The following is an 18,504-nucleotide window of genomic DNA, read 5'->3' on the forward strand; positions in this document are numbered from 1 at the left end:
GCTTAGCGCGGACATCTGCTGATGTCCGGCGATAGTCTACTGCCACGGCGGGAAATGACCAGCATTGAGTGTTACAAGGGGTTATTCCTGTTCGGCATCGCGCCACAGTTTTTCCACCAGACGCTGCGCCGCCAGCGCCTGTTCACCGCTGGTTTCAGGCATCGTCTGATTTTGTACGCACTGGATAAAATGCTGTGCCGCACCGCTGAAACCACGCTGAGCAAGATGGCTTTGCCAGGAGGCTACCGGGTCGGTACGTAAGCCGCCGAGGTTCTCCTGCTGCCAATCACGCATCTCATTAATTTCGATGTAGTCACCGTCGCAGATGGCGCTCACCACTTCGCGCTGTGTGCCGGCGCGACGATGCATACTGGTGGTGATTTGCAACGCTCCCGCCGAGAAGTGATGTTCGGCGTACAGCATCGCCCCCTCCTCATTGGTTTCAATAAAGCCCTGCTCACGCGTGAGTTTGCCCCCTGCCAGCCACAGCGCCGTATCCACCACGTGCAGGTAGTCATCCAGCAGAGTAAAGCGCAAATCCCCTGGACCCACGCTATCCGCGCGATGCTTCTCAATACGCAGTGAAGCCGCTCGCGGCATTTCCGCTTTCAACTGTTGATAGCGTGGCGCAAAGCGACGATTAAACGCCACCATCAGTTTACGTTTGCGCTTCTCTGCCAGTGCCACCAGCGCTTCCGCCTGCTGCAGGGTTTCGGCTAATGGTTTATCCACGCAAACATCTTTGCCCGCCAGCAGCAACGCCTGCACCACTTCAAAATGACTGGCGGTGCTGCTGTGCACAAAGACCGCATCACTGGCGGCTGCCAGCGCGTCCAGCTGACTGAAATATGGCATGCGGTAGCTGTCGCAAATCGGCTGGGCTTTAGCCTGATTCGGCGAAAACGCCCCTGCCAGCTGCCAGTCGGTGGCGTGCGACAACACGGGCAACCAGGCTTTTTGCGCGATGCCGCCTAATCCAACAATACCGATACGTAGCGTCATGTTATTGCTCCTTCTGCAACAGGTGCTCCAGCTGGGATTGCAGCTGAGCCACCTGTTGTTCCAACTGCGCAACCCGGCTGACCAAATCTTCACTGTCCATCTCATCCGTGCTCGCGGCGGGTGCTTCAGCCACATCGCCGCCGAACAGATGCATATAACGGCTTTCGCGTTTACCCGGCTCACGTGCCAGACGCACCACCATCGGGCCGTCATCACGGGTGATTAAGCCGTTCAACGTTTGCTCGACCTCATTCATATCGCTGAACTCATGCAAACGTCCACTACGGGTACGTAGCTCACCCGGCGTCTGTGCGCCGCGTAAGAACAGTAGCGTCAGCACCGCCACTTCTGCGCTGTTAAGCTGCAAATTACCGAATGCAGAGTTACAGAAGCGCTGTTCATACTTACTGACGCGTTGACCGAACCCGTTATTGGAGGTGGCCAGATGCTTTTTCACCAGCTCATCAAGCTGAGATTGCACCTCCATTTCACTCAGGTTCATCACCGGTTCACGGTTGGATTTTTGATTACAGGCGGTGACCACGCCGTTAAGGGAAAGCGGATATTGATCCGGAGTGGTGACCTGTTTCTCTAACAGGCAACCGATCACACGCAGCGCCTGCGCCGATAAAGCCATCTTCATGCGGTTTTCCTTTTATTGTCCACGACGATCCGCGGTCCACTCCTGCCACGTCAGCGCGGTCAGCACGTGATCCTGCCAGCGTCCATCAATCAGCAGGTAATCTTTGGCATAACCCTCTTTCTCGAATCCGAGACGCGCCAGCAAATCACCGCTGCGCTGATTATGCGGCATATAGTTAGCCATAATGCGGTGAATGCGTTGCTGTCGTTGCATATAGCGAATCGCTGACTGCAACGCTTCAAACATCATGCCTTGCCCCTGCCACTTCTCGCCTAATGAGTAACCGAGGTAACAAGCGTGAAATGAACCGCGCAGCACGTTGCTAAAATTGGCCACTCCGCGCACTTCATGCTCTTCCGGGTCCATCAGCACAAAATAGTAGGCAGAGCCCTGTTTATGCATATCCGCGATCAGCCCAAGGCGTGCCTGCCAGCCTGAGGGGTAGCAGTGGCTTTCGTCGCGCACCGGCTCCCAGGGTTTGAGGAAGACGCGGTTCTCTGCATAATAATCTGCCAATCGCCAGGCATCGCGCTCGTGAACTAAACGGACCACCAAACGATCGGTAGTCAGGCGCACGCGGGGTCCAGCAGAACGATAGCCAAACATCATGACTCCTGAAATCCATAACTTTAAGAAAGATGTACGCCTGAGGCGATACTTCTCACTATAACCGTCCCTTTCACTACGGTAAAACCCTCAAGACCCTGCCACGCAATTCATCCTTATCCAGGATTAATTTTTCTGCGGATTCGATGAAAAAATATCATCCTGGATACGCTGTCTTTCCCGTCAGCGCAGGCGGAAAATAGACCAACTGGTCACTTTTCTCTTCTCTTGCTCAGGATTAAGCATGTCTCGGGTAGCGCGGGCACGACGCCTCGGTAAAACATTCCTCTTAGTCGATAACATGTTGGTGGTGTTAGGCTTTTTCGTGGTATTTCCACTGATTTCTATCCATTTCGTTGAGCAACTGGGCTGGGCGGCGTTAATGGTGGGTATCGCGCTGGGTTTGCGTCAATTTGTACAGCAGGGGCTAGGCATTTTCGGCGGCGCGATTGCGGACCGTTTTGGCGCACGTCCGCTGATTGTGACGGGCATGCTGATGCGCGCAGCCGGATTTGCCTGCATGGCGCTGGCGCATCAACCCTGGATGCTGTGGCTAGCCTGTTTACTTTCCGGACTCGGTGGCACCTTGTTTGACCCACCCCGCAGCGCCATGGTGATGAAACTGGTGCGCGCTCGTGAACGCGGTCGCTTCTTCTCGCTGCTGATGATGCAGGACAGCGCGGGAGCGGTGCTAGGGGCGCTGATTGGCAGTTGGTTGCTGGCGTGGGATTTCCGCCTGGTGTGCTGGGTGGGTGCAGCGGTGTTTGTCGCTGCGGCGATATTTAACGCCGTGTGGCTACCGGCGTGGCGCATCTCAACCGAACGCATTGCGATGCGCGAAGGTATGCAGCGTGTCTGGCAGGATAAACGTTTTCGCCTCTATGTGCTGACGTTGACCGGCTACTACATTCTGGCCGTGCAGGTCATGCTGATGCTGCCGGTGATGGTGAATCAGGTGGCTGGTGCGCCCGCCGCCGTGAAATGGATGTACGCCATCGAAGCCATGCTGTCGCTCAGCCTGCTCTATCCGCTGGCCCGCTGGAGCGAAAAACGCTTCCGCCTGGAAACCCGGCTTATGGCGGGTTTATTCCTGATGACCTTTAGCCTGCTGCCTGTCGGCATGACCCAATCTCTCCCTTCGCTGTTTTTGTTAATCGGCGTGTTCTACCTGGGGTCCATCATCGCCGAACCGGCACGCGAGACGCTCAGCGCATCGTTGGCCAGTTCACGCGCGCGGGGCAGTTACATGGGATTCAGTCGTTTAGGTCTGGCCATCGGCGGTCTGATTGGCTACTCCGGTGGTGGGTGGATGTTCGACATGGGCCAGCAATTGGCTCTGCCTGAACTGCCCTGGATGTTGCTGAGCAGCGTTGGCATCATCACTCTGCTGGCATTGTGGTGGCAGTTCCAGCCGCGCCCGGTGGCACCGATCATCTTCAGCAGCTAGTTTGCCCCTTCGGAGGATCTCTTCCATACTTCCCGCACGTCCGGAAAAAGGGTGACCTTTGTCACCCTTAGATTTACACAGGAGAAACGGGATGAAACTCTACATCTACGATCACTGCCCTTTCTGCGTGAAAGCACGCATGATTTTTGGCTTAAAGAACCTGCCGGTTGAATTGATCGTTATGCTCAATGACGATGAGCAGATGCCAAAAAAACTCATCGGGCAGAAGATGGCCCCCATTCTGCAAAAAGCCGATGGCAGTGCGATGCCAGAGAGTATGGACATTGTCCGATTGGTGGATAAGCAGGATCGCGAGCCGCTGCTTAATGGCAAAAACAACCCCGCCATCAGCGAATGGCTGCGCCGCGTTAACGGCTATATCAATAAGCTGCTGATTCCGCGCATCGCTGATGCCTCGTTTGCGGAATTTGCCACGCCGGAAGCGCGGAGTTACTTCCGTGAGAAAAAACAGGCCAGCGTCGGAGATTTCACTGAGCTACGTAAACACGCGCCCGGGCTGATAAAAAACATCAGTGATGACCTGCGTCAACTCGATAAGCTCATCGTCAAACCCAATGCCGTGAATGGCGAACTGTCTGAAGACGATATCAATCTGTTTCCGCTCCTGCGTTCGCTCACCTTAGTGGCTGGCATCGAATGGCCGAGTCGCGTAGCGGATTACCGCGACAATATGGCGAAGCAAACCCAGATTAACCTGCTCTCTTCCATCGCGGCATAGCCCCGTCCGATGAGAAACGCTGCGGCGTTTCTCATCCCTCTCCTGGTGACACCTGGCCCGGTTTCAGGCAGGCTATGGCTGTTTTGCCGTATCGTTCAGGATGAGGATCTATGAAAAAGGCGATGTCTGGGCTATTAGCCCTGTTTTTAGCCGTGCTGTTGAGCGGCTGTAATCAATTGACGCAATACACCATTAGCGAACAGGAAGTGAATCAAGCGCTGCAGAAGCGCAATAACTTCGAAAAAGACGTCGGCGTATCCGGGCTGGTCAATGCACACATCGTGCTCAGCGATCTCACCAGTCAGATTGGGCGTGAAGAACCCGGTAAGATTACCCTCTCCGGCAAAGCAAACATCAATGTCAGCTCGCTGTTTGGTCCGCAGCAGGCTGAGATGCAGCTGAAGATGAAAGCGCAGCCGATTTTCAATGCACAGGAAGGCGCGATTTATCTGCATGATATTGAAATTGTCGACGCGCAAGTACAACCAGAAAAGATGGCGTCCATCATGAAAACACTGACGCCTTATCTTAATGAGTCTCTCAAACGCTACTTCAATGAGAAGCCTGCCTATGTGCTGAGCGAAGACCGTAGTAAAGGGGAAGCACTGGCGAAGAAATTTGCCAAGGGTATTGAAGTGAAACCGGGACAATTGGTGATTCCGTTTACGGATTAACCTCAACTACCGCACCTTCGGGTGCGGTTTTTGTTTCCGGCAATAAAATCCCGTGCAAACGGTTGCTCACACCCTTATGATTACTCCCCGGCCTAAACGTGCCCATTCGTTTTTTCTCAGCCGGAGCCTTTTTGAATGACAGCCCAACCCCAGCAAATCACGATTCGCCGCCCTGACGATTGGCATATCCATCTGCGCGATGGCGCGATGCTTAATGCAGTTTTGCCTTATACCAGTGCGGTCAATGGTCGTGCGATTGTCATGCCAAACCTGGTTCCACCGGTGACCAGCGTCGAGGCCGCCATTGCCTATCGCGAGCGCATTATGGCTGCGCTGCCCGCTGAACACGCTTTTACGCCACTGATGACCTGCTACCTCACCGATTCATTAGATGCGGATGAAATTGAGCGTGGCTTCCGCAACGGGACTTTTACCGCAGCGAAACTCTATCCCGCGCATGCCACCACCAACTCCAGCCACGGCGTCACCAATATTGACTCCATTGCCAGCGTGCTGGATCGTATGCAGCAGATCGGTATGCCGATGCTGGTACACGGTGAAGTCACGGATTCGCACATCGATATTTTTGACCGTGAAGCACGCTTTATCGAAACCGTGCTGGAACCGCTGCGTCAGCGCTTCCCAGCCCTGAAAGTGGTGATGGAACACATCACCACTAAAGAAGCGGCAGAATATCTGGCTGCGGGCAACGACCTGCTGGGTGCCACCATTACACCACAGCATTTGATGTTTAACCGTAACCACATGCTGGTGGGCGGTGTTCGCCCTCATCTCTATTGCCTGCCGATCCTGAAACGCAATATTCATCAGGAAGCGCTGCGCAGCCTGGTGGCCAGCGGCAATCGTCGCGTATTCCTTGGCACGGACACCGCACCACATCTTCGTCACCTTAAAGAGGCGAGCTGCGGCTGTGCCGGTGTGTTTAACGCCCCGACATCACTGCCTGCTTATGCCACGGTATTCGAAGAGTTGAATGCGCTGGAACATTTCGAAGCGTTCTGTTCAGAAAACGGTCCGAACTTCTACGGCCTGCCGCTGAATGAGGGCACACTGACGCTGGTACGTGAGTCCTGGACAGTGCAGGACACCATCAACGTGGCCGATGACAAGCTGGTGCCGTTCCTGGCAGGTGAAACCCTAAACTGGCGTATCAAAGAATAATATTGCACAGCTTGCCTTTGGGATAATTTTACTGTACAAATAACCAGTATATTATCCCGGAGGCTTTTATGCGTGTTGAAATTACCGTAGCGAAAACTCAGCCCCTTCCCGCAGGTGCACTGGATGCACTCAGTGCCGAACTTACCCGTCGTATTTCCCGTGATTTTCCCGATGACGATCACCATGTCAAAGTCCGTTATGCGGGTGGCAATCAATTGAGCGTTTTTGGTGGCTGTAAAGCGTCACGCGAACGCATTAGCGATATTTTACAAGAAACGTGGGAAAGCGCAGACGACTGGTTTATTACTGATTAACTGCCACTGTGCCGTTTTTGCCGGGTTTCGCCACCCGGTTTTTTTGTTTTAATTTCCCTCTCGCCAGATAAAGTCGCTGCATCTAGACTCATGTTTAACGATCCCCTATCCTTGCCTCGTCATGCTTACGGGAGGTGTTTTACATGACTACTGAAAAACCAGAAGAGGCGATGACCTTCGGTGAATTGCTGGCATTAATTGCTGAACAGCAGCGACGTTTAACGGTGCTGGAAAATGCCTTTGCCAGTTTGACGTTCTGCCTCGACGATCGCGCCAGTCAGTTACTGGTGCATAATCTGTCGCTCGAAGCGCAAAATCAGAACCACGACGCACAGTTACAGCAGCACTTTACTCGGTTGGCTGAAGAGATTCAGCGGCGTAATGGCCAGCTGCCTCCAGAAGCGCAGGCCTGAAACTGGCCTTTTTTTACTTGTCGCTGCAGCGTAAAGTTTTCCCCTAACACCGCCGATAACTAAGGTGTAGCCACTGTCACGATTATCGAATAAAGGCCCGAAGCAGCGGGCACTTTATTATTCGACAAAAGTCGCATTCTGAACGCATTTATTATCGTTCTCTTTTTAATCGCCACACGTTTTAACTATTGTACCGCCTGTTTCATGTTATAATTGTTCCGCTAGTGCAAGAAAAGCCGCATTGAACCTCAAGAAGCACTTCGTTTAACGAGTAATAAGGAGGTTATAATGGACAGAAATAAAGACGTCATTCAGACTCATCCGCTGGTTGGATGGGACATCAGTACCGTAGACAGTTATGACGCCATGATGATCCGCCTGCACTCGCTATCATCGCAGGATCAGAAAGAAGAAGAAGCTGACGTGGGACCCACCTACTGGCTGACTACCGACGTAGCCAGACAGTTCATCTCGATACTCGAAGCTGGCATTGCAAAGATTGAGTCCACAGAGCAATACCTACGCGATAATCAAAAGCACTAATTTCTTACTTCGCGTGAAAGGGCACCCAATAGGGTGCCTTTTTCATGGACACGATTTTTTTGCTATGCTGTTGAAAAATTTCGTCGTTTGGCAGGAGTGATGTGGTTATGGTTTATGATCTGATTGTGGTGGGCAGCGGATCGGTGGGAGCCGCCGCCGGTTTTTACGCAACCCAGGCAGGCTTATCGGTATTGATGATTGATAGTGCCCATCCTCCGCACAGCCAGGGCACACACCACGGTGAAACACGCCTGATCCGCCATGCCTATGGCGAAGGTGAACGCTATGTCCCGCTGGTGCTGCGCGCACAAACCTTGTGGGATGAGCTGGAACGTCAGAGCGGTGAACGCATTATGCATCGAAGCGGCATCCTCAATCTGGCCCCCCTCACTTCCTCATTTATCCAAAATGTCATCGACAGCGCCAAAACGTATCAACTGGAAGTAAAAATCCTGCAGGCAGACGAAGTGCGCAAGCGCTGGCCGCAGATCTCTGTGCCCGACGGCTACATTGGGGTATTCGAACCTCACTCCGGCTTCCTGAAATGTGAGCAGGCGGTTCGTAGCTGGATACAGCTGGCTGAACAGGCGGGCTGCGCACAACTGTTTAATTGCCCGGTGAGTGAGATCGCACGCGATGGTGACTTGCAGCAAGTCACTACCCGCGACGGCGTGTTTCGCGCGCGTAAATTATTGGTCAGTGCCGGAACCTGGGTGAGTGAGCTGGTAAAAGATTTGCCAGTACAACCGGTGCGTAAAGTCTTTGCCTGGTATCAGGCAGATGGACGTTATAGCGAGAACAACCAATTTCCAGGCTTCACGGTGGAGATGCCTGATGGCAGTCACTTTTATGGCTTCCCTGCCGACAACAATGCATTAAAAGTGGGACGTCACGATGGCGGGCAGCTGATGCAGAAACCCGAAGATCGTAAACCTTTCGGCAGTATCGCTGCAGATGGCAGTGAAGCCTTCAGTTTCCTGCGTCAGTTCTTACCGGGGGTTGGCGTTTGCTTACACGGTGAGGCCTGCAGTTATGACAACACACCTGACGAAGACTTTATTATAGATACCCTTCCAGGCGAGCCAAATCGATTAATTATTACCGGCTTGAGTGGACACGGATTTAAATTTGCCAGCGTATTAGGTGAACTTGCCAGTGAATTTGCCCAGGATAAGCCCTTCTCCTTTGACCTGAAGCCGTTTTCACTTTCGCGCTTTGCTTAACGTTGTCTCGCTGGCGCCTCAGGCGCCAGCCTTATATTGACGCAAGCTTACATTAACAGTTCTTTCCTGACATTTTAGCGTTAAGATTGCCGCATTAGGTGTAGCAATATTCAATTCAATTTTATTTCCCCGCCACCTATACAACCATCGTCAATATTTCTGACGCAGACATCGATATAAACGCACAATTTCCGAATGTCTTTTTAAATTTTATAGAAAGGTAAGCTTAATTGCTTTCATATTTCAAAGTATGGATGCTTATTACCACCTATTTCCAGATATGGATTCACTTGTATGTGGCGTAACTCCAGACAACATTTCGGGCTAATGACGATTATGTTGCATTGGCTCATGGCGCTGGTCATTTACGGCATGTTTGCGCTGGGTCTGTGGATGGTCGGATTGGGATATTACGATGGCTGGTATCACAGCGCCCCGGAAATCCACAAAGGCATTGGCATGCTCCTATTTGCCACATTACTGCTGCGCCTTGGCTGGCGTGTTATTTCTCCCCCACCCGCACTCTTACCACACTATTCTCCCTTAATTCGCCGCTCCGCCAGCCTGGCTCACGGGCTGTTGTATGGCTTGTTGTTGCTGCTACTGGTAAGCGGCTACCTGATATCGACCGCCGATGGCAAAGCTATCTCTGTGTTCGGATGGTTCGAAGTGCCCGCCCTGTTAAGTGGAGCAGGTGAACAGGCTGATTTGGCTGGCGATCTGCATTTGTGGCTGGCCTGGGGATTAGTGCTGTTTTCCGCGCTGCATGGGCTGGCGGCATTAAAACACCATTTTATTGATCGAGACGTCACATTGAAAAGGATGCTGGGTTACCGCATCCCGTTAACCTCTGAAAAGGAGAAGTAAAATGCTCAAGAAGACGCTACTGACACTGAGTGCCGCCAGTCTGTTAGGCACCAGTTTGCTGGCCAGCGCAGCAGACTATAAATTTGATAAAGAAGGCCAGCACGCCTTCGTACAGTTCCGTATCCAGCACCTGGGTTATAGCTGGTTATACGGCACGTTTAAGGATTTTGACGGGACTTTCAGCTTTGACGAAGCTAACCCTGCGAGCGATAAGGTTAGCGTCACGCTGAACACCGCCAGCCTCGACACTAACCATGCCGAACGCGACAAGCATATTCGCAGTGCCGATTTTCTTAACACCGCCAAATTCCCGCAAGCGACTTTCGCCTCAACGGCAGTCAAAAAAGAGGGTAACGATTATAAGATCACAGGTGATCTGACGCTCAATGGCGTGACAAAACCGATCACCCTGGATGCACGCCTGCTGGGCGAAGGTAAAGATCCCTGGGGTGGCTATCGTGCCGGCTTTGAAGCTCACGGTGAAATTGTGTTGAAGGAATTCAATATCACTAAAGATCTTGGACCGGCATCGCAGAAAGCAGAGCTGATTGTTTCTGTGGAAGGTGTGCGGCAGTAAGTCAGAGCCAGCCTGAGATCATGTGACTTCAGGCTGGATGTCGTTTACTTTTTCTCTGGCGCGGGGATCGCCATCGTCATATTGAGTAAACCACGCGACTTGTTGAACACTTTATTACCGTTTTCACGGCCTGCGCGGCGTGAACGCTGCTCTTCCGGTGTTAATGTCGCCTCTTCCATGCACAGCGGGCTGCAGCAGTTGTGGTATTTCTCCGCACAGCTCGGGCACTGAATGAACAGCAGATGGCATCCGTCATTGACGCAGTTAGTGTGACTATCGCACGGCACGCCGCACTGGTGGCAACTCGAGAGAATATCGTCAGAAATACGTTCGCCCATACGTTCATCAAACACAAAGTTTTTACCTTTGAAACGGACAGGCAAACCCTGCTCACGCGCACGGCGGGTATATTCAATGATGCCGCCTTCAATGTGGTAAACATCATTGAAGCCTTTGTGTTTCATCCACGCACTGGCTTTTTCGCAGCGGATCCCGCCGGTGCAGTACATGACAATCTTTTTGTCTTTATGCTCCTGCAGCATATCCACGGCCATCGGCAGCTGATCGCGGAAGGTGTCGGCCGGGACTTCCATCGCCTGATCGAAATGGCCCACTTCGAATTCGTAGTGATTACGCATGTCGACAAACACCGCATCGGGATCATCCAGCATCGCATTGACGTCTGCGGCTTTTAAATAGGCACCGACATCGCTGGCATCAAAGCTTTCATCTTCAATGCCATCGGCCACAATGCGCTCACGAACTTTCAGGCGCAGTACCCAGAAAGATTTGCCATCATCGTCCAGCGCAATGTTCATTCGCAGGTTATTTAACGCCGGGTCAAACGCATACAGTGCAGTTTTCATGGCTTCGTACTGGCTGGCAGGAACGCTTATTTGCGCGTTGATCCCCTCTTTTGCCACGTAGACGCGTCCAAAGACCTTGAGCTTTGTTAGCGCAATGTAGAGGGCATCACGGAAGACTTTCGGGTCGGCAATCTGGAAGTACTTGTAAAAAGAGACTGTGGTACGCGGCTCGTTTTCAGCCAGCATACGTTCTTTCAGCTCTTTATTGGAAACAAGGTTATGTAACACTGGCATGGTGTTCGATCCTGTTAGCAATCAGAGAAATTTAGCGCGCACATGATACCTGAATTCCGCTCGATGCAAAGCCCCTGGTCAGATAATCCTGAATGGCGTGATTACCGACGCAATTCTCCGCCGCAGTTGTAGATTAATGCGCAATCTGACTGCCTTACACCCGCCTGCAGGCTATGCTTGATTTCAGTCAGCACGAAAAAATGGCATAATCACGACAAATAACAGAAACCGGACTCTCTGGCACAAGACGCAGGATACTGACATTTCCATGACTCAACTTCCCCAATTTTCCCGTGAACTTCTTCACCCGCGTTACTGGCTGACCTGGATAGGTATCGGCTTTCTTTATCTGCTGGTGTTACTTCCTTACCCGGTGCTGCATACGATTGGCTGTGGCCTGGGCCGCATTGCCATGCGCTTCTTAAAACGTCGTGTGGAAGTCGCGCAACGTAACCTGGAACTCTGTTTTCCGGATATGCCTACCAGCGAACGTGAAGCCATGGTGAAGCACAACTTTGAATCGGTTGGCATGGGGCTGATTGAAACCGGTATGGCTTGGTTCTGGCCTGACTGGCGTATTCAAAAATGGGTGGCCACTTCCGGGCTCGAACACGTCAGCCATGCGCTTGCGGAAAAACGCGGCATTTTATTGATTGGCATGCATTTCCTGACGCTGGAGCTGGGTGCTCGCGTGTTTGGCATGCACAACCCAGGCATTGGCGTTTACCGGCCGAATGACAATAAGCTCATCGACTGGCTGCAAACCTGGGGACGCATGCGCTCAAATAAGAGCATGCTGGATCGCAAAGATCTCAAAGGCATGATTCGCGCCATGAAGAACAACGACATCATCTGGTACGCGCCTGATCATGATTATGGCCCGCGCAGTAGCGTGTTTGCCCCGTTCTTTGCCGTGCAGGATGCGGCAACCACCACGGGCACGCATATGTTGATTCGATTGGGCAATCCCAGCGTGATCCCGTTTCTCGCCCGCCGCCTGCCCAACGGACGCGGTTATGAGCTTAAAATGATGCCTGACATTCGCCATAAGTTCTCGCTCGAGAATGAACTCGATACCGCTATCGTGATGAATAAAGTGGTTGAAGAAACCGTTCTGTTGGCACCAGAGCAGTACATGTGGTTGCACCGCCGTTTTAAAACCCGCCCTGAAGGTCAACCATCGCTGTATTAATGTGATGTGGAGCACAGTCTGTGCTCCACGCTTTCCTGAAGAAATTTGCGTTATTTCACGACGATAGTCTGTCAATTTTAGTCAAACCGGACCAGTCTGAATTCAGGCTGATGGCATTGTTCGGTCCAGCTTTAACTTGATCCATGGAGCAGAATAACCTGTAGAAATGCAGAATATTAATCTTTGTTAACGAAATGTAAACACTAAAATGCGCATCTCTTTGAATTCTCATCCAGCAGCATCAAAAAGCTTCATCAATTGAAACAGGTGGCCACGGATCTAATTTTCACGCATTCCAGGCCTATTCCTATTTAATATTGCTGAATGCTTTTGCTCCGCTTATCAATCCAGTAAAATTAACTTACATAACAAGGTATTGTCTTAGTCCACCCCCTTTATATTCTGTTTCTACAAAAGAAGAGCTATGCTTATTCCTTTCTGGAATTTGTTAGCGAAATCGATTCCAGTTAATTTCAACCGTGACAGTTAGCCAAATAACTGCCCTTCTAAAAATATAAAAAGATTACACACAGCAAATATATCGCAGGAACCTATAATATGAATAAAGGCATCTATTACTACGTGACAATCAGTACTGATCAAGAGGGCTACCACCTCTTGCATCGGAAAGAGTGTAAACGTCTACCCGTTAAGGAGGATATGGTTTTTATCGGTACGCTCTATAATTTAAATCAGGCTTTATCAACCGCTCGTATTAATTTTAAAAAGGTGAAACCCTGTATTAAATGCTGCATTCGTTACTCTGCTCCTATTATTCGCGAGTCAGTACGTCCTGTACTGCATTTCCCGCAAAAGATGATCTAAACGGTTTGGGCGGTTGAATTGCATTCATCCGCCCGCCGTTATTCTATGCCTGCCCTGCACACTTCCATTTTTCGTCTATTCTTCTGTGAAATCCCTTTCAACAGACATGGAGTTCATTATGAGCTTGTACAGCACGCTTGAAGAAGCTATCGACGCCGCACGCGAGGAGTTTCTCGCCAGCCAGACGGATGTGCACGAAGACGATGCCAGCGTGAGCCAGTTCTCGCTACAAAAGTACGTGATGCAGGATGGTGACATCATGTGGCAGGCAGAGTTCTTTGACGGTGAAGATGAGCAAGGTGAATGCCTGCCGATCTGCAGCGGCGAAGCAGCCCAGGCGATATTTGACGGCGATTTCGACGAGGTGGAACTGCGTCAGGAGTGGCAGTCGGAAAACACCCTGCACGAGTGGGATGAAGGGGAATTCCAGCTGGAGCCACCACGCGATCTCGAAGAGGGTGAAGCTGCGGCAGAGGAATGGGAAGATGACGATAGCCCATCGGATAAATGGGCGTAAGCGTTACTCGTAAGGGCCGTGGCTGGCATCGACGGGCAGCAACAGCGTATCCATCACCAGCGAGAGTGGCAGATCAAGGATGGTCAGCACGCGCCATGGCCCGTCACGCACATCCCATTGCACACCAGGATAATACTGGCTGCCATGTCCCTGTCCTGGGATGGTTCGGCTGATAATACTGCCGCAGCCGCTCAACACGAGTGTGGTGGCACACAATAGGGTTAATTTAAGGAAATAATTCACAACATTTACTCACAATGAACTGGCGTTAGTTTAACCGGGTCACGGGTGGAATAACTACACCTGTGCGCGTAAAGATTGTGTTAGTCAGAATGTTGGCAAAAAAAAGCGGCATCGCTGCCGCTTTTAGGTTTTCGAGGTTAGCGCTGTGGAAGCGCCTCAGGATTGAGTGTCAATTTCTGATAACTCTCCACCCATTGATGATATTTCTCTGCACTTTCCCACAGGCGTGAGTGCACGCGCGCCAGCACTACTGGGTCACTGATGAGCTGCAAACGCTGCTCGCGGTTCAGTTTCTCAGGCGCATCGCTCAGTGCCTGATCGACACGGCGGTCGCGTGCATGATCCAGCAACGCACTCTGTTTGTGACGCGACGTGGCCATTGCGGTTGCCAGTGCATTGAATGCCGGGTTGAACAAGGCATGCATAAAGCCATTCTTCAACGCCCGCTCGCGGTTCAACTGCAGGTAGTGATCGGTATCAACCAGCTCTTTTGGTGGTTCATACTCTTCCGGGATCAGGAACAGCTTCGCATTCTTACTCTTCTGTCCCACCGTTGCACGGCTCGACATCACCGACACAAACGGCGACAGAATCAGTGAGAACACAATCGGCGCCAGCCACCATAAGAAGTTCAGATCGAGCACACCCATACCGGCCGCCCAAACGATACCTAACAGCATCTGAGAACCATGACGACGGAAAGCTTCGCCCCATGGTGTAGCATCGTCATCACGCTGCGGTGAGTTCCACACCACTTCCCAGCCGAGGAACGCGCTGACCACGAATACCGTGTGGAACAGCATACGCACCGGTGCCAGCAACACCGAGAACAGCATTTCCAGAATCAGCGAGCAGAACAGACGAATGGCACCACCATACGGTTTGGCACCTTTGAACCAGATCAACACCACACTGAGCAGCTTCGGCAGGAACAGCAGTACCAACGTGGTAGAGAACAGCGCGATCGCCAAATCAGGACGCCACTGCGGCCACACCGGGAACAGCTGGCGCGGTTGCAGGAAGTAGGTCGGTTCCATCAGCGTATGTACCACCTGCAACGCGGTGGACAAGGCGAGGAACATAAACCACAACGGTGCTGACAGATAAGACATCACACCGGTCAGGAACACCGCACGGTGAACCGGGTGCATCCCCTTCACCAGGAACAGGCGGAAGTTCATCAGGTTACCGTGGCACCAGCGACGGTCACGCTTCAGTTCATCCAGCAGGTTCGGCGGCAGTTCCTCGTAAGAGCCCGGCAGATCATAGGCGATCCACACTCCCCAACCGGCACGGCGCATCAGCGCGGCTTCAACGAAGTCATGTGACAGAATTGAACCGGCAAAAGAACCTTCACCAGGCAGCGGTGCTAACGCACAGTGCTCGATGAACGGCTGAACACGGATGATGGCGTTATGGCCCCAGTAGTGCGATTCACCCAACTGCCAGAAGTGCAGACCGGCGGTAAACAGCGGGCCATAGACGCGGGTCGCGAACTGCTGACAACGCGCATACAGCGTGTCCATGCCTGACGCTTTTGGCGACGACTGGATTATACCGGCGTTCGGATTGGCTTCCATCATGCGCACCAGTCCGGTGAGACACTCACCGCTCATCACGCTGTCAGCATCCAGCACCACCATGTAGCTGTAATTGCTGCCCCAGCGACGGCAGAAGTCATCGATGTTACCGCTTTTACGCTTCACACGACGACGGCGACGGCGATAGAAAATCTTGCCTGCGCCTCCGACATCACGCACCAGCTCCATCCAGGCTTTCTGCTCAGCGATGGCGATATCAGCATCGTAGCTGTCGCTCAGGATATAGACATCGAAGTGCTCGGCATTACCTGTGCGCTGCACCGATTCCCAGGTGGCACGCAGACCGGCGAATACGCGTTCAACGTCTTCGTTACAGATCGGCATGATCAGCGCAGTACGATGCTCCGGATTGAGCGGCTCATCACCCGTGGTCGAATACGAAATGCTGTATTTGTCGCGACCCATCATCAACTGCAGGAAGCCCATCAACGCGGTCCAGAAACCAGCGGACACCCAGCAGAACAGAATGGCAAACAGGAACAATATCCCGGTTTGCAAAATGTAAGGCAGGATCAGCTCTACCGACTGCAGCCAGTTCTGGTTAAACAACTCGATAGGATCGAGCAGCGTCCAGCCCTGATATGGCAGAATGGTTTTCATGTACCAGGTCGCCACTACCGTCTGTAAAATCGTCAGAATCAGCAGGACATAACGGCGCATAGAACCGACATGACGCCACTTATCTTCGGTCTTTTGCTCTTCCGCTGTGGCATAACGCGGCGTGGATTTTTTCCCACGCATAGAATCCCATGCACGCGCGATCGGGTTGGTGCGCCAGATCTCAGGGAACATCAGCGAGCGCTTCACTTTAGGCATCGCCTTCAGCGTGGTGCGGTCGAGATAATCCTTACTGAGTTGTTGACCCTCGGCCAGTGAATCCGGCCAGGCCATCTGTACGCGTGATGACACCGATTTTAGCGGCGCATCATCCGGGCGATCGCTGGCGGCAACATCTTGCCCCAGCGCCGTATGAATAGCGTGGAACGCCTGGGCATTCTGTAACGAATCACTCAGACGAGCGCGCCCCGCCGCATCAAGCGGCAGGGCCTCCACGTAAGATTGAGGTAAAAAAGTCGATTTATTCATTGGCAGGTAGCTGATAGCTCCAGGTTTCCGTCAATGTCTTGTCGCCGCTCACCAGCGCCGCACGCATTTCGGTCGGCTGCTTGTTATCTTTCACGCGCAGACGCAATACCAAACGCCAGCCTTTGGTCACCGGGTTGTAGCGTACACTCTGCTCAACCACGTCGGCATTGTTGCCTACACTGACCTGAGGCGCGACCTGAGTATTGTCCGGCAGTTTGCTCATCGCTTTACCGACGAAGTCGATAGTAAAGGCAATTGAGCCATCCGGCTGACGTACCAGGTTAGACTGCTTCACATCACCCGCAGAACGCAGCGTGTTTTTCACCCATGCCACATCATCCTGATGCAGTTGGTTTTCATCACGCGTGAAGTGCAGACGATATTGGAAATTCATCTCTTTGCCCGGCTCTGGCAATTTCTCAGGCGTCCAGAAAGCCACGATGTTGTCGTTGGTTTCATCCGCTGTCGGGATTTCGACCAGTTCGACACGGCCTTTACCCCAGTCACCCTGTGGCTCAACCCAACCGCTTGGACGCAGATCGTAGCGATCGTCGAGATCCTGGTAATGGCTGAAATCACGGCCACGCTGCAGCAATCCGAACCCTTTCGGATTTTCGATGGTAAAGGTGCTCACCGCCAGGTGTTTCGGGTTGTTCAGCGGACGCCAAATCCACTCACCGTTGCCCGCGTGAATGGACAGCCCATTCGAGTCATGTAACTCGTTACGGAAATTGGTCACCGGTGATGGCTGGTTAGCACCAAACAGGAACATGCTGGTCAGTGGTGCCACGCCCAGTTTGCCGACGTTGTCACGCAGGTAAACCTTAGACTGTACATCCACCGTCGACTCTTTGCCCGGTTTGATAATGAAGCGATAAGCACCGGACGCACGTGGCGAATCCAGCAGTGCATAGATCACCAGCTGCTTGTCCTGAGGTTTTGGACGTTCAATCCAGAACTCTTTAAAGCGCGGGAACTCTTCACCTGATGGCAGTGCAGTATCAATCGCTAAGCCGCGCGCTGAAAGACCATACACCTGACCTTCGCCAATCACGCGGAAATAGCTGGCGCCCAGGAAACTGGTGATTTCGTCGTCTTTACCCTTTTTGTTTAAAGGATACAGTACTTTGAATCCGGCAAACCCGAGGTTCTTGACGGAATCAGCATCGTGTTTCACGTTGCCGAAGTTGAAATAGTCAGGGTTATATTTGATTTCACGTACTGATGAGGCGGTGACTTCATTAATTTTCACCGGCGTATCGAAATACATGCCCTGATGGTAAAACTCGAGCTTAAACGGCGTGCGCAGTTTGCCCCAGTATGCTTTGTCGTGGTTAAACTGGATCTGCTGATAATCCGCAAATTTCATATCACGAAACTGAGAGGGTAAATTGCTCTTCGGCGCTTCGTAACCTTTCCCTGCCAGCGCCTTGGCTTGTTTTGCCACATCATCAATGTTGAACGCCCAGCTATTGTTGGCGTACAACGCCAGCAGAACTGCCGCGCCTACCCAGCGCATTTTTACCAGTCCCACTTTTTTATTCACTTTATTTAGCACATCCCCCCCTTTCGTGTGCTCAGATCAAACCCGTTTATCTTAAAGGATTATTCGGTTTTCCGACAGCTTATGCACAAGATTGTTCCGCTGATTTGTAAGCTGAAAGTGTGCTTTTCGGATAATTAAACCCTTCAGGTTAAGATACAGAATCA

Annotated in this window: 20 protein-coding genes; 13 read left to right on the forward strand and 7 right to left on the reverse strand. The window is 52.1% G+C overall.

The genetic code is table 11. The annotated features are described in order from the left end of the window. Positions 1-81 precede the first annotated feature (81 nt). The 3 genes from FD744_RS11180 to rimJ are packed head-to-tail and all read right to left on the reverse strand — an operon-like array spanning position 82 to position 2,251. Positions 82-1,002, reverse strand: coding sequence for a Gfo/Idh/MocA family protein (locus tag FD744_RS11180; RefSeq protein WP_160868232.1), 921 nt, complete (start codon positions 1,000-1,002; stop codon positions 82-84). A 1-nt stretch (position 1,003) separates the two neighbouring features. Then, the gene (locus FD744_RS11185) at positions 1,004-1,645 is read right to left on the reverse strand and encodes a DUF480 domain-containing protein (RefSeq protein ID WP_034820121.1); all 642 of its coding nucleotides are present in this window, start codon (positions 1,643-1,645) and stop codon (positions 1,004-1,006) included. A 12-nt stretch (positions 1,646-1,657) separates the two neighbouring features. After that, positions 1,658-2,251: a ribosomal protein S5-alanine N-acetyltransferase gene (rimJ, locus tag FD744_RS11190; RefSeq protein ID WP_034820126.1), complete on the reverse strand. Its 594-nt coding sequence runs from the start codon at positions 2,249-2,251 to the stop codon at positions 1,658-1,660. A gap of 244 nt (positions 2,252-2,495) precedes the next feature. On the opposite strand from rimJ, the gene mdtH reads away from it, so the two are divergent. The 10 genes from mdtH to FD744_RS11240 all read left to right on the forward strand — a co-directional run bounded on the left by mdtH (position 2,496) and on the right by FD744_RS11240 (position 10,230). After that, on the forward strand, positions 2,496-3,698 hold the full coding sequence (gene mdtH / locus FD744_RS11195) for a multidrug efflux MFS transporter MdtH (RefSeq protein ID WP_160868233.1): 1,203 nt from the start codon (positions 2,496-2,498) through the stop codon (positions 3,696-3,698). 91 nt (positions 3,699-3,789) lie between these two features. After that, complete coding sequence (gene grxB, locus FD744_RS11200) at positions 3,790-4,437, forward strand: glutaredoxin 2 (protein WP_058959598.1); 648 nt, start codon at positions 3,790-3,792, stop codon at positions 4,435-4,437. 110 nt (positions 4,438-4,547) lie between these two features. Further along, positions 4,548-5,111: a lipoprotein gene (locus FD744_RS11205; RefSeq protein WP_038647632.1), complete on the forward strand. Its 564-nt coding sequence runs from the start codon at positions 4,548-4,550 to the stop codon at positions 5,109-5,111. Between the two features lie 135 nt (positions 5,112-5,246). Continuing rightward, positions 5,247-6,293, forward strand: coding sequence for a dihydroorotase (pyrC, locus tag FD744_RS11210; protein ID WP_160868234.1), 1,047 nt, complete (start codon positions 5,247-5,249; stop codon positions 6,291-6,293). A gap of 68 nt (positions 6,294-6,361) precedes the next feature. After that, the gene (gene dinI / locus FD744_RS11215; RefSeq protein ID WP_034820137.1) at positions 6,362-6,607 is read left to right on the forward strand and encodes a DNA damage-inducible protein I; all 246 of its coding nucleotides are present in this window, start codon (positions 6,362-6,364) and stop codon (positions 6,605-6,607) included. Positions 6,608-6,750: 143 nt separating this feature from the next. Then, positions 6,751-7,020 carry a hypothetical protein gene (locus tag FD744_RS11220; RefSeq protein ID WP_034820140.1) on the forward strand — a complete coding sequence of 90 codons (270 nt, stop codon included), beginning with the start codon at positions 6,751-6,753 and terminating at the stop codon, positions 7,018-7,020. A 288-nt stretch (positions 7,021-7,308) separates the two neighbouring features. Next, the gene (bssS, locus tag FD744_RS11225; RefSeq protein WP_013508627.1) at positions 7,309-7,563 is read left to right on the forward strand and encodes a biofilm formation regulator BssS; all 255 of its coding nucleotides are present in this window, start codon (positions 7,309-7,311) and stop codon (positions 7,561-7,563) included. A 107-nt stretch (positions 7,564-7,670) separates the two neighbouring features. Beyond that, positions 7,671-8,786, forward strand: coding sequence for an N-methyl-L-tryptophan oxidase (solA, locus tag FD744_RS11230; RefSeq protein ID WP_034820146.1), 1,116 nt, complete (start codon positions 7,671-7,673; stop codon positions 8,784-8,786). Between the two features lie 294 nt (positions 8,787-9,080). Then, the gene (locus tag FD744_RS11235) at positions 9,081-9,653 is read left to right on the forward strand and encodes a cytochrome b (protein WP_097119601.1); all 573 of its coding nucleotides are present in this window, start codon (positions 9,081-9,083) and stop codon (positions 9,651-9,653) included. 1 nt (position 9,654) lies between these two features. After that, positions 9,655-10,230, forward strand: a complete 576-nt coding sequence (locus FD744_RS11240) for a YceI family protein (RefSeq protein WP_160868235.1) — start codon at positions 9,655-9,657, stop codon at positions 10,228-10,230. 44 nt (positions 10,231-10,274) lie between these two features. Here the strand turns inward: FD744_RS11240 and FD744_RS11245 are convergent, their stop codons facing one another. Next, positions 10,275-11,330 carry a rhodanese-related sulfurtransferase gene (locus tag FD744_RS11245; protein WP_058959603.1) on the reverse strand — a complete coding sequence of 352 codons (1,056 nt, stop codon included), beginning with the start codon at positions 11,328-11,330 and terminating at the stop codon, positions 10,275-10,277. 268 nt (positions 11,331-11,598) lie between these two features. Between FD744_RS11245 and FD744_RS11250 the strand changes: the two genes are divergently transcribed. From FD744_RS11250 to FD744_RS11260, 3 genes are all read left to right on the forward strand, one after another. Next, positions 11,599-12,522 (forward strand): Kdo(2)-lipid IV(A) acyltransferase, encoded by a 924-nt coding sequence (locus FD744_RS11250; RefSeq protein WP_034820169.1) that lies wholly within the window; start codon positions 11,599-11,601, stop codon positions 12,520-12,522. A 558-nt stretch (positions 12,523-13,080) separates the two neighbouring features. Beyond that, the gene (locus FD744_RS11255) at positions 13,081-13,347 is read left to right on the forward strand and encodes a hypothetical protein (RefSeq protein WP_034820172.1); all 267 of its coding nucleotides are present in this window, start codon (positions 13,081-13,083) and stop codon (positions 13,345-13,347) included. A gap of 118 nt (positions 13,348-13,465) precedes the next feature. Continuing rightward, positions 13,466-13,864: a MysB family protein gene (locus tag FD744_RS11260; RefSeq protein WP_034820175.1), complete on the forward strand. Its 399-nt coding sequence runs from the start codon at positions 13,466-13,468 to the stop codon at positions 13,862-13,864. Between the two features lie 3 nt (positions 13,865-13,867). Here FD744_RS11260 and FD744_RS11265 read toward each other — a convergent pair whose 3' ends face one another. The 3 genes from FD744_RS11265 to FD744_RS11275 form a co-directional block, all read right to left on the reverse strand. Then, positions 13,868-14,107, reverse strand: a complete 240-nt coding sequence (locus FD744_RS11265; protein WP_058959606.1) for a YceK/YidQ family lipoprotein — start codon at positions 14,105-14,107, stop codon at positions 13,868-13,870. Between the two features lie 137 nt (positions 14,108-14,244). After that, the gene (gene mdoH, locus FD744_RS11270) at positions 14,245-16,794 is read right to left on the reverse strand and encodes a glucans biosynthesis glucosyltransferase MdoH (protein WP_160868236.1); all 2,550 of its coding nucleotides are present in this window, start codon (positions 16,792-16,794) and stop codon (positions 14,245-14,247) included. Beyond that, positions 16,787-18,322 (reverse strand): glucan biosynthesis protein G, encoded by a 1,536-nt coding sequence (locus FD744_RS11275; RefSeq protein WP_182058499.1) that lies wholly within the window; start codon positions 18,320-18,322, stop codon positions 16,787-16,789. Before FD744_RS11275 ends, mdoH begins: the two co-directional genes overlap by 8 nt. Positions 18,323-18,504 lie beyond the last annotated feature (182 nt).

The organism is Pantoea sp. Taur (assembly GCF_009830025.1).
Classification (GTDB): Bacteria; Pseudomonadota; Gammaproteobacteria; order Enterobacterales; family Enterobacteriaceae; genus Pantoea; species Pantoea communis.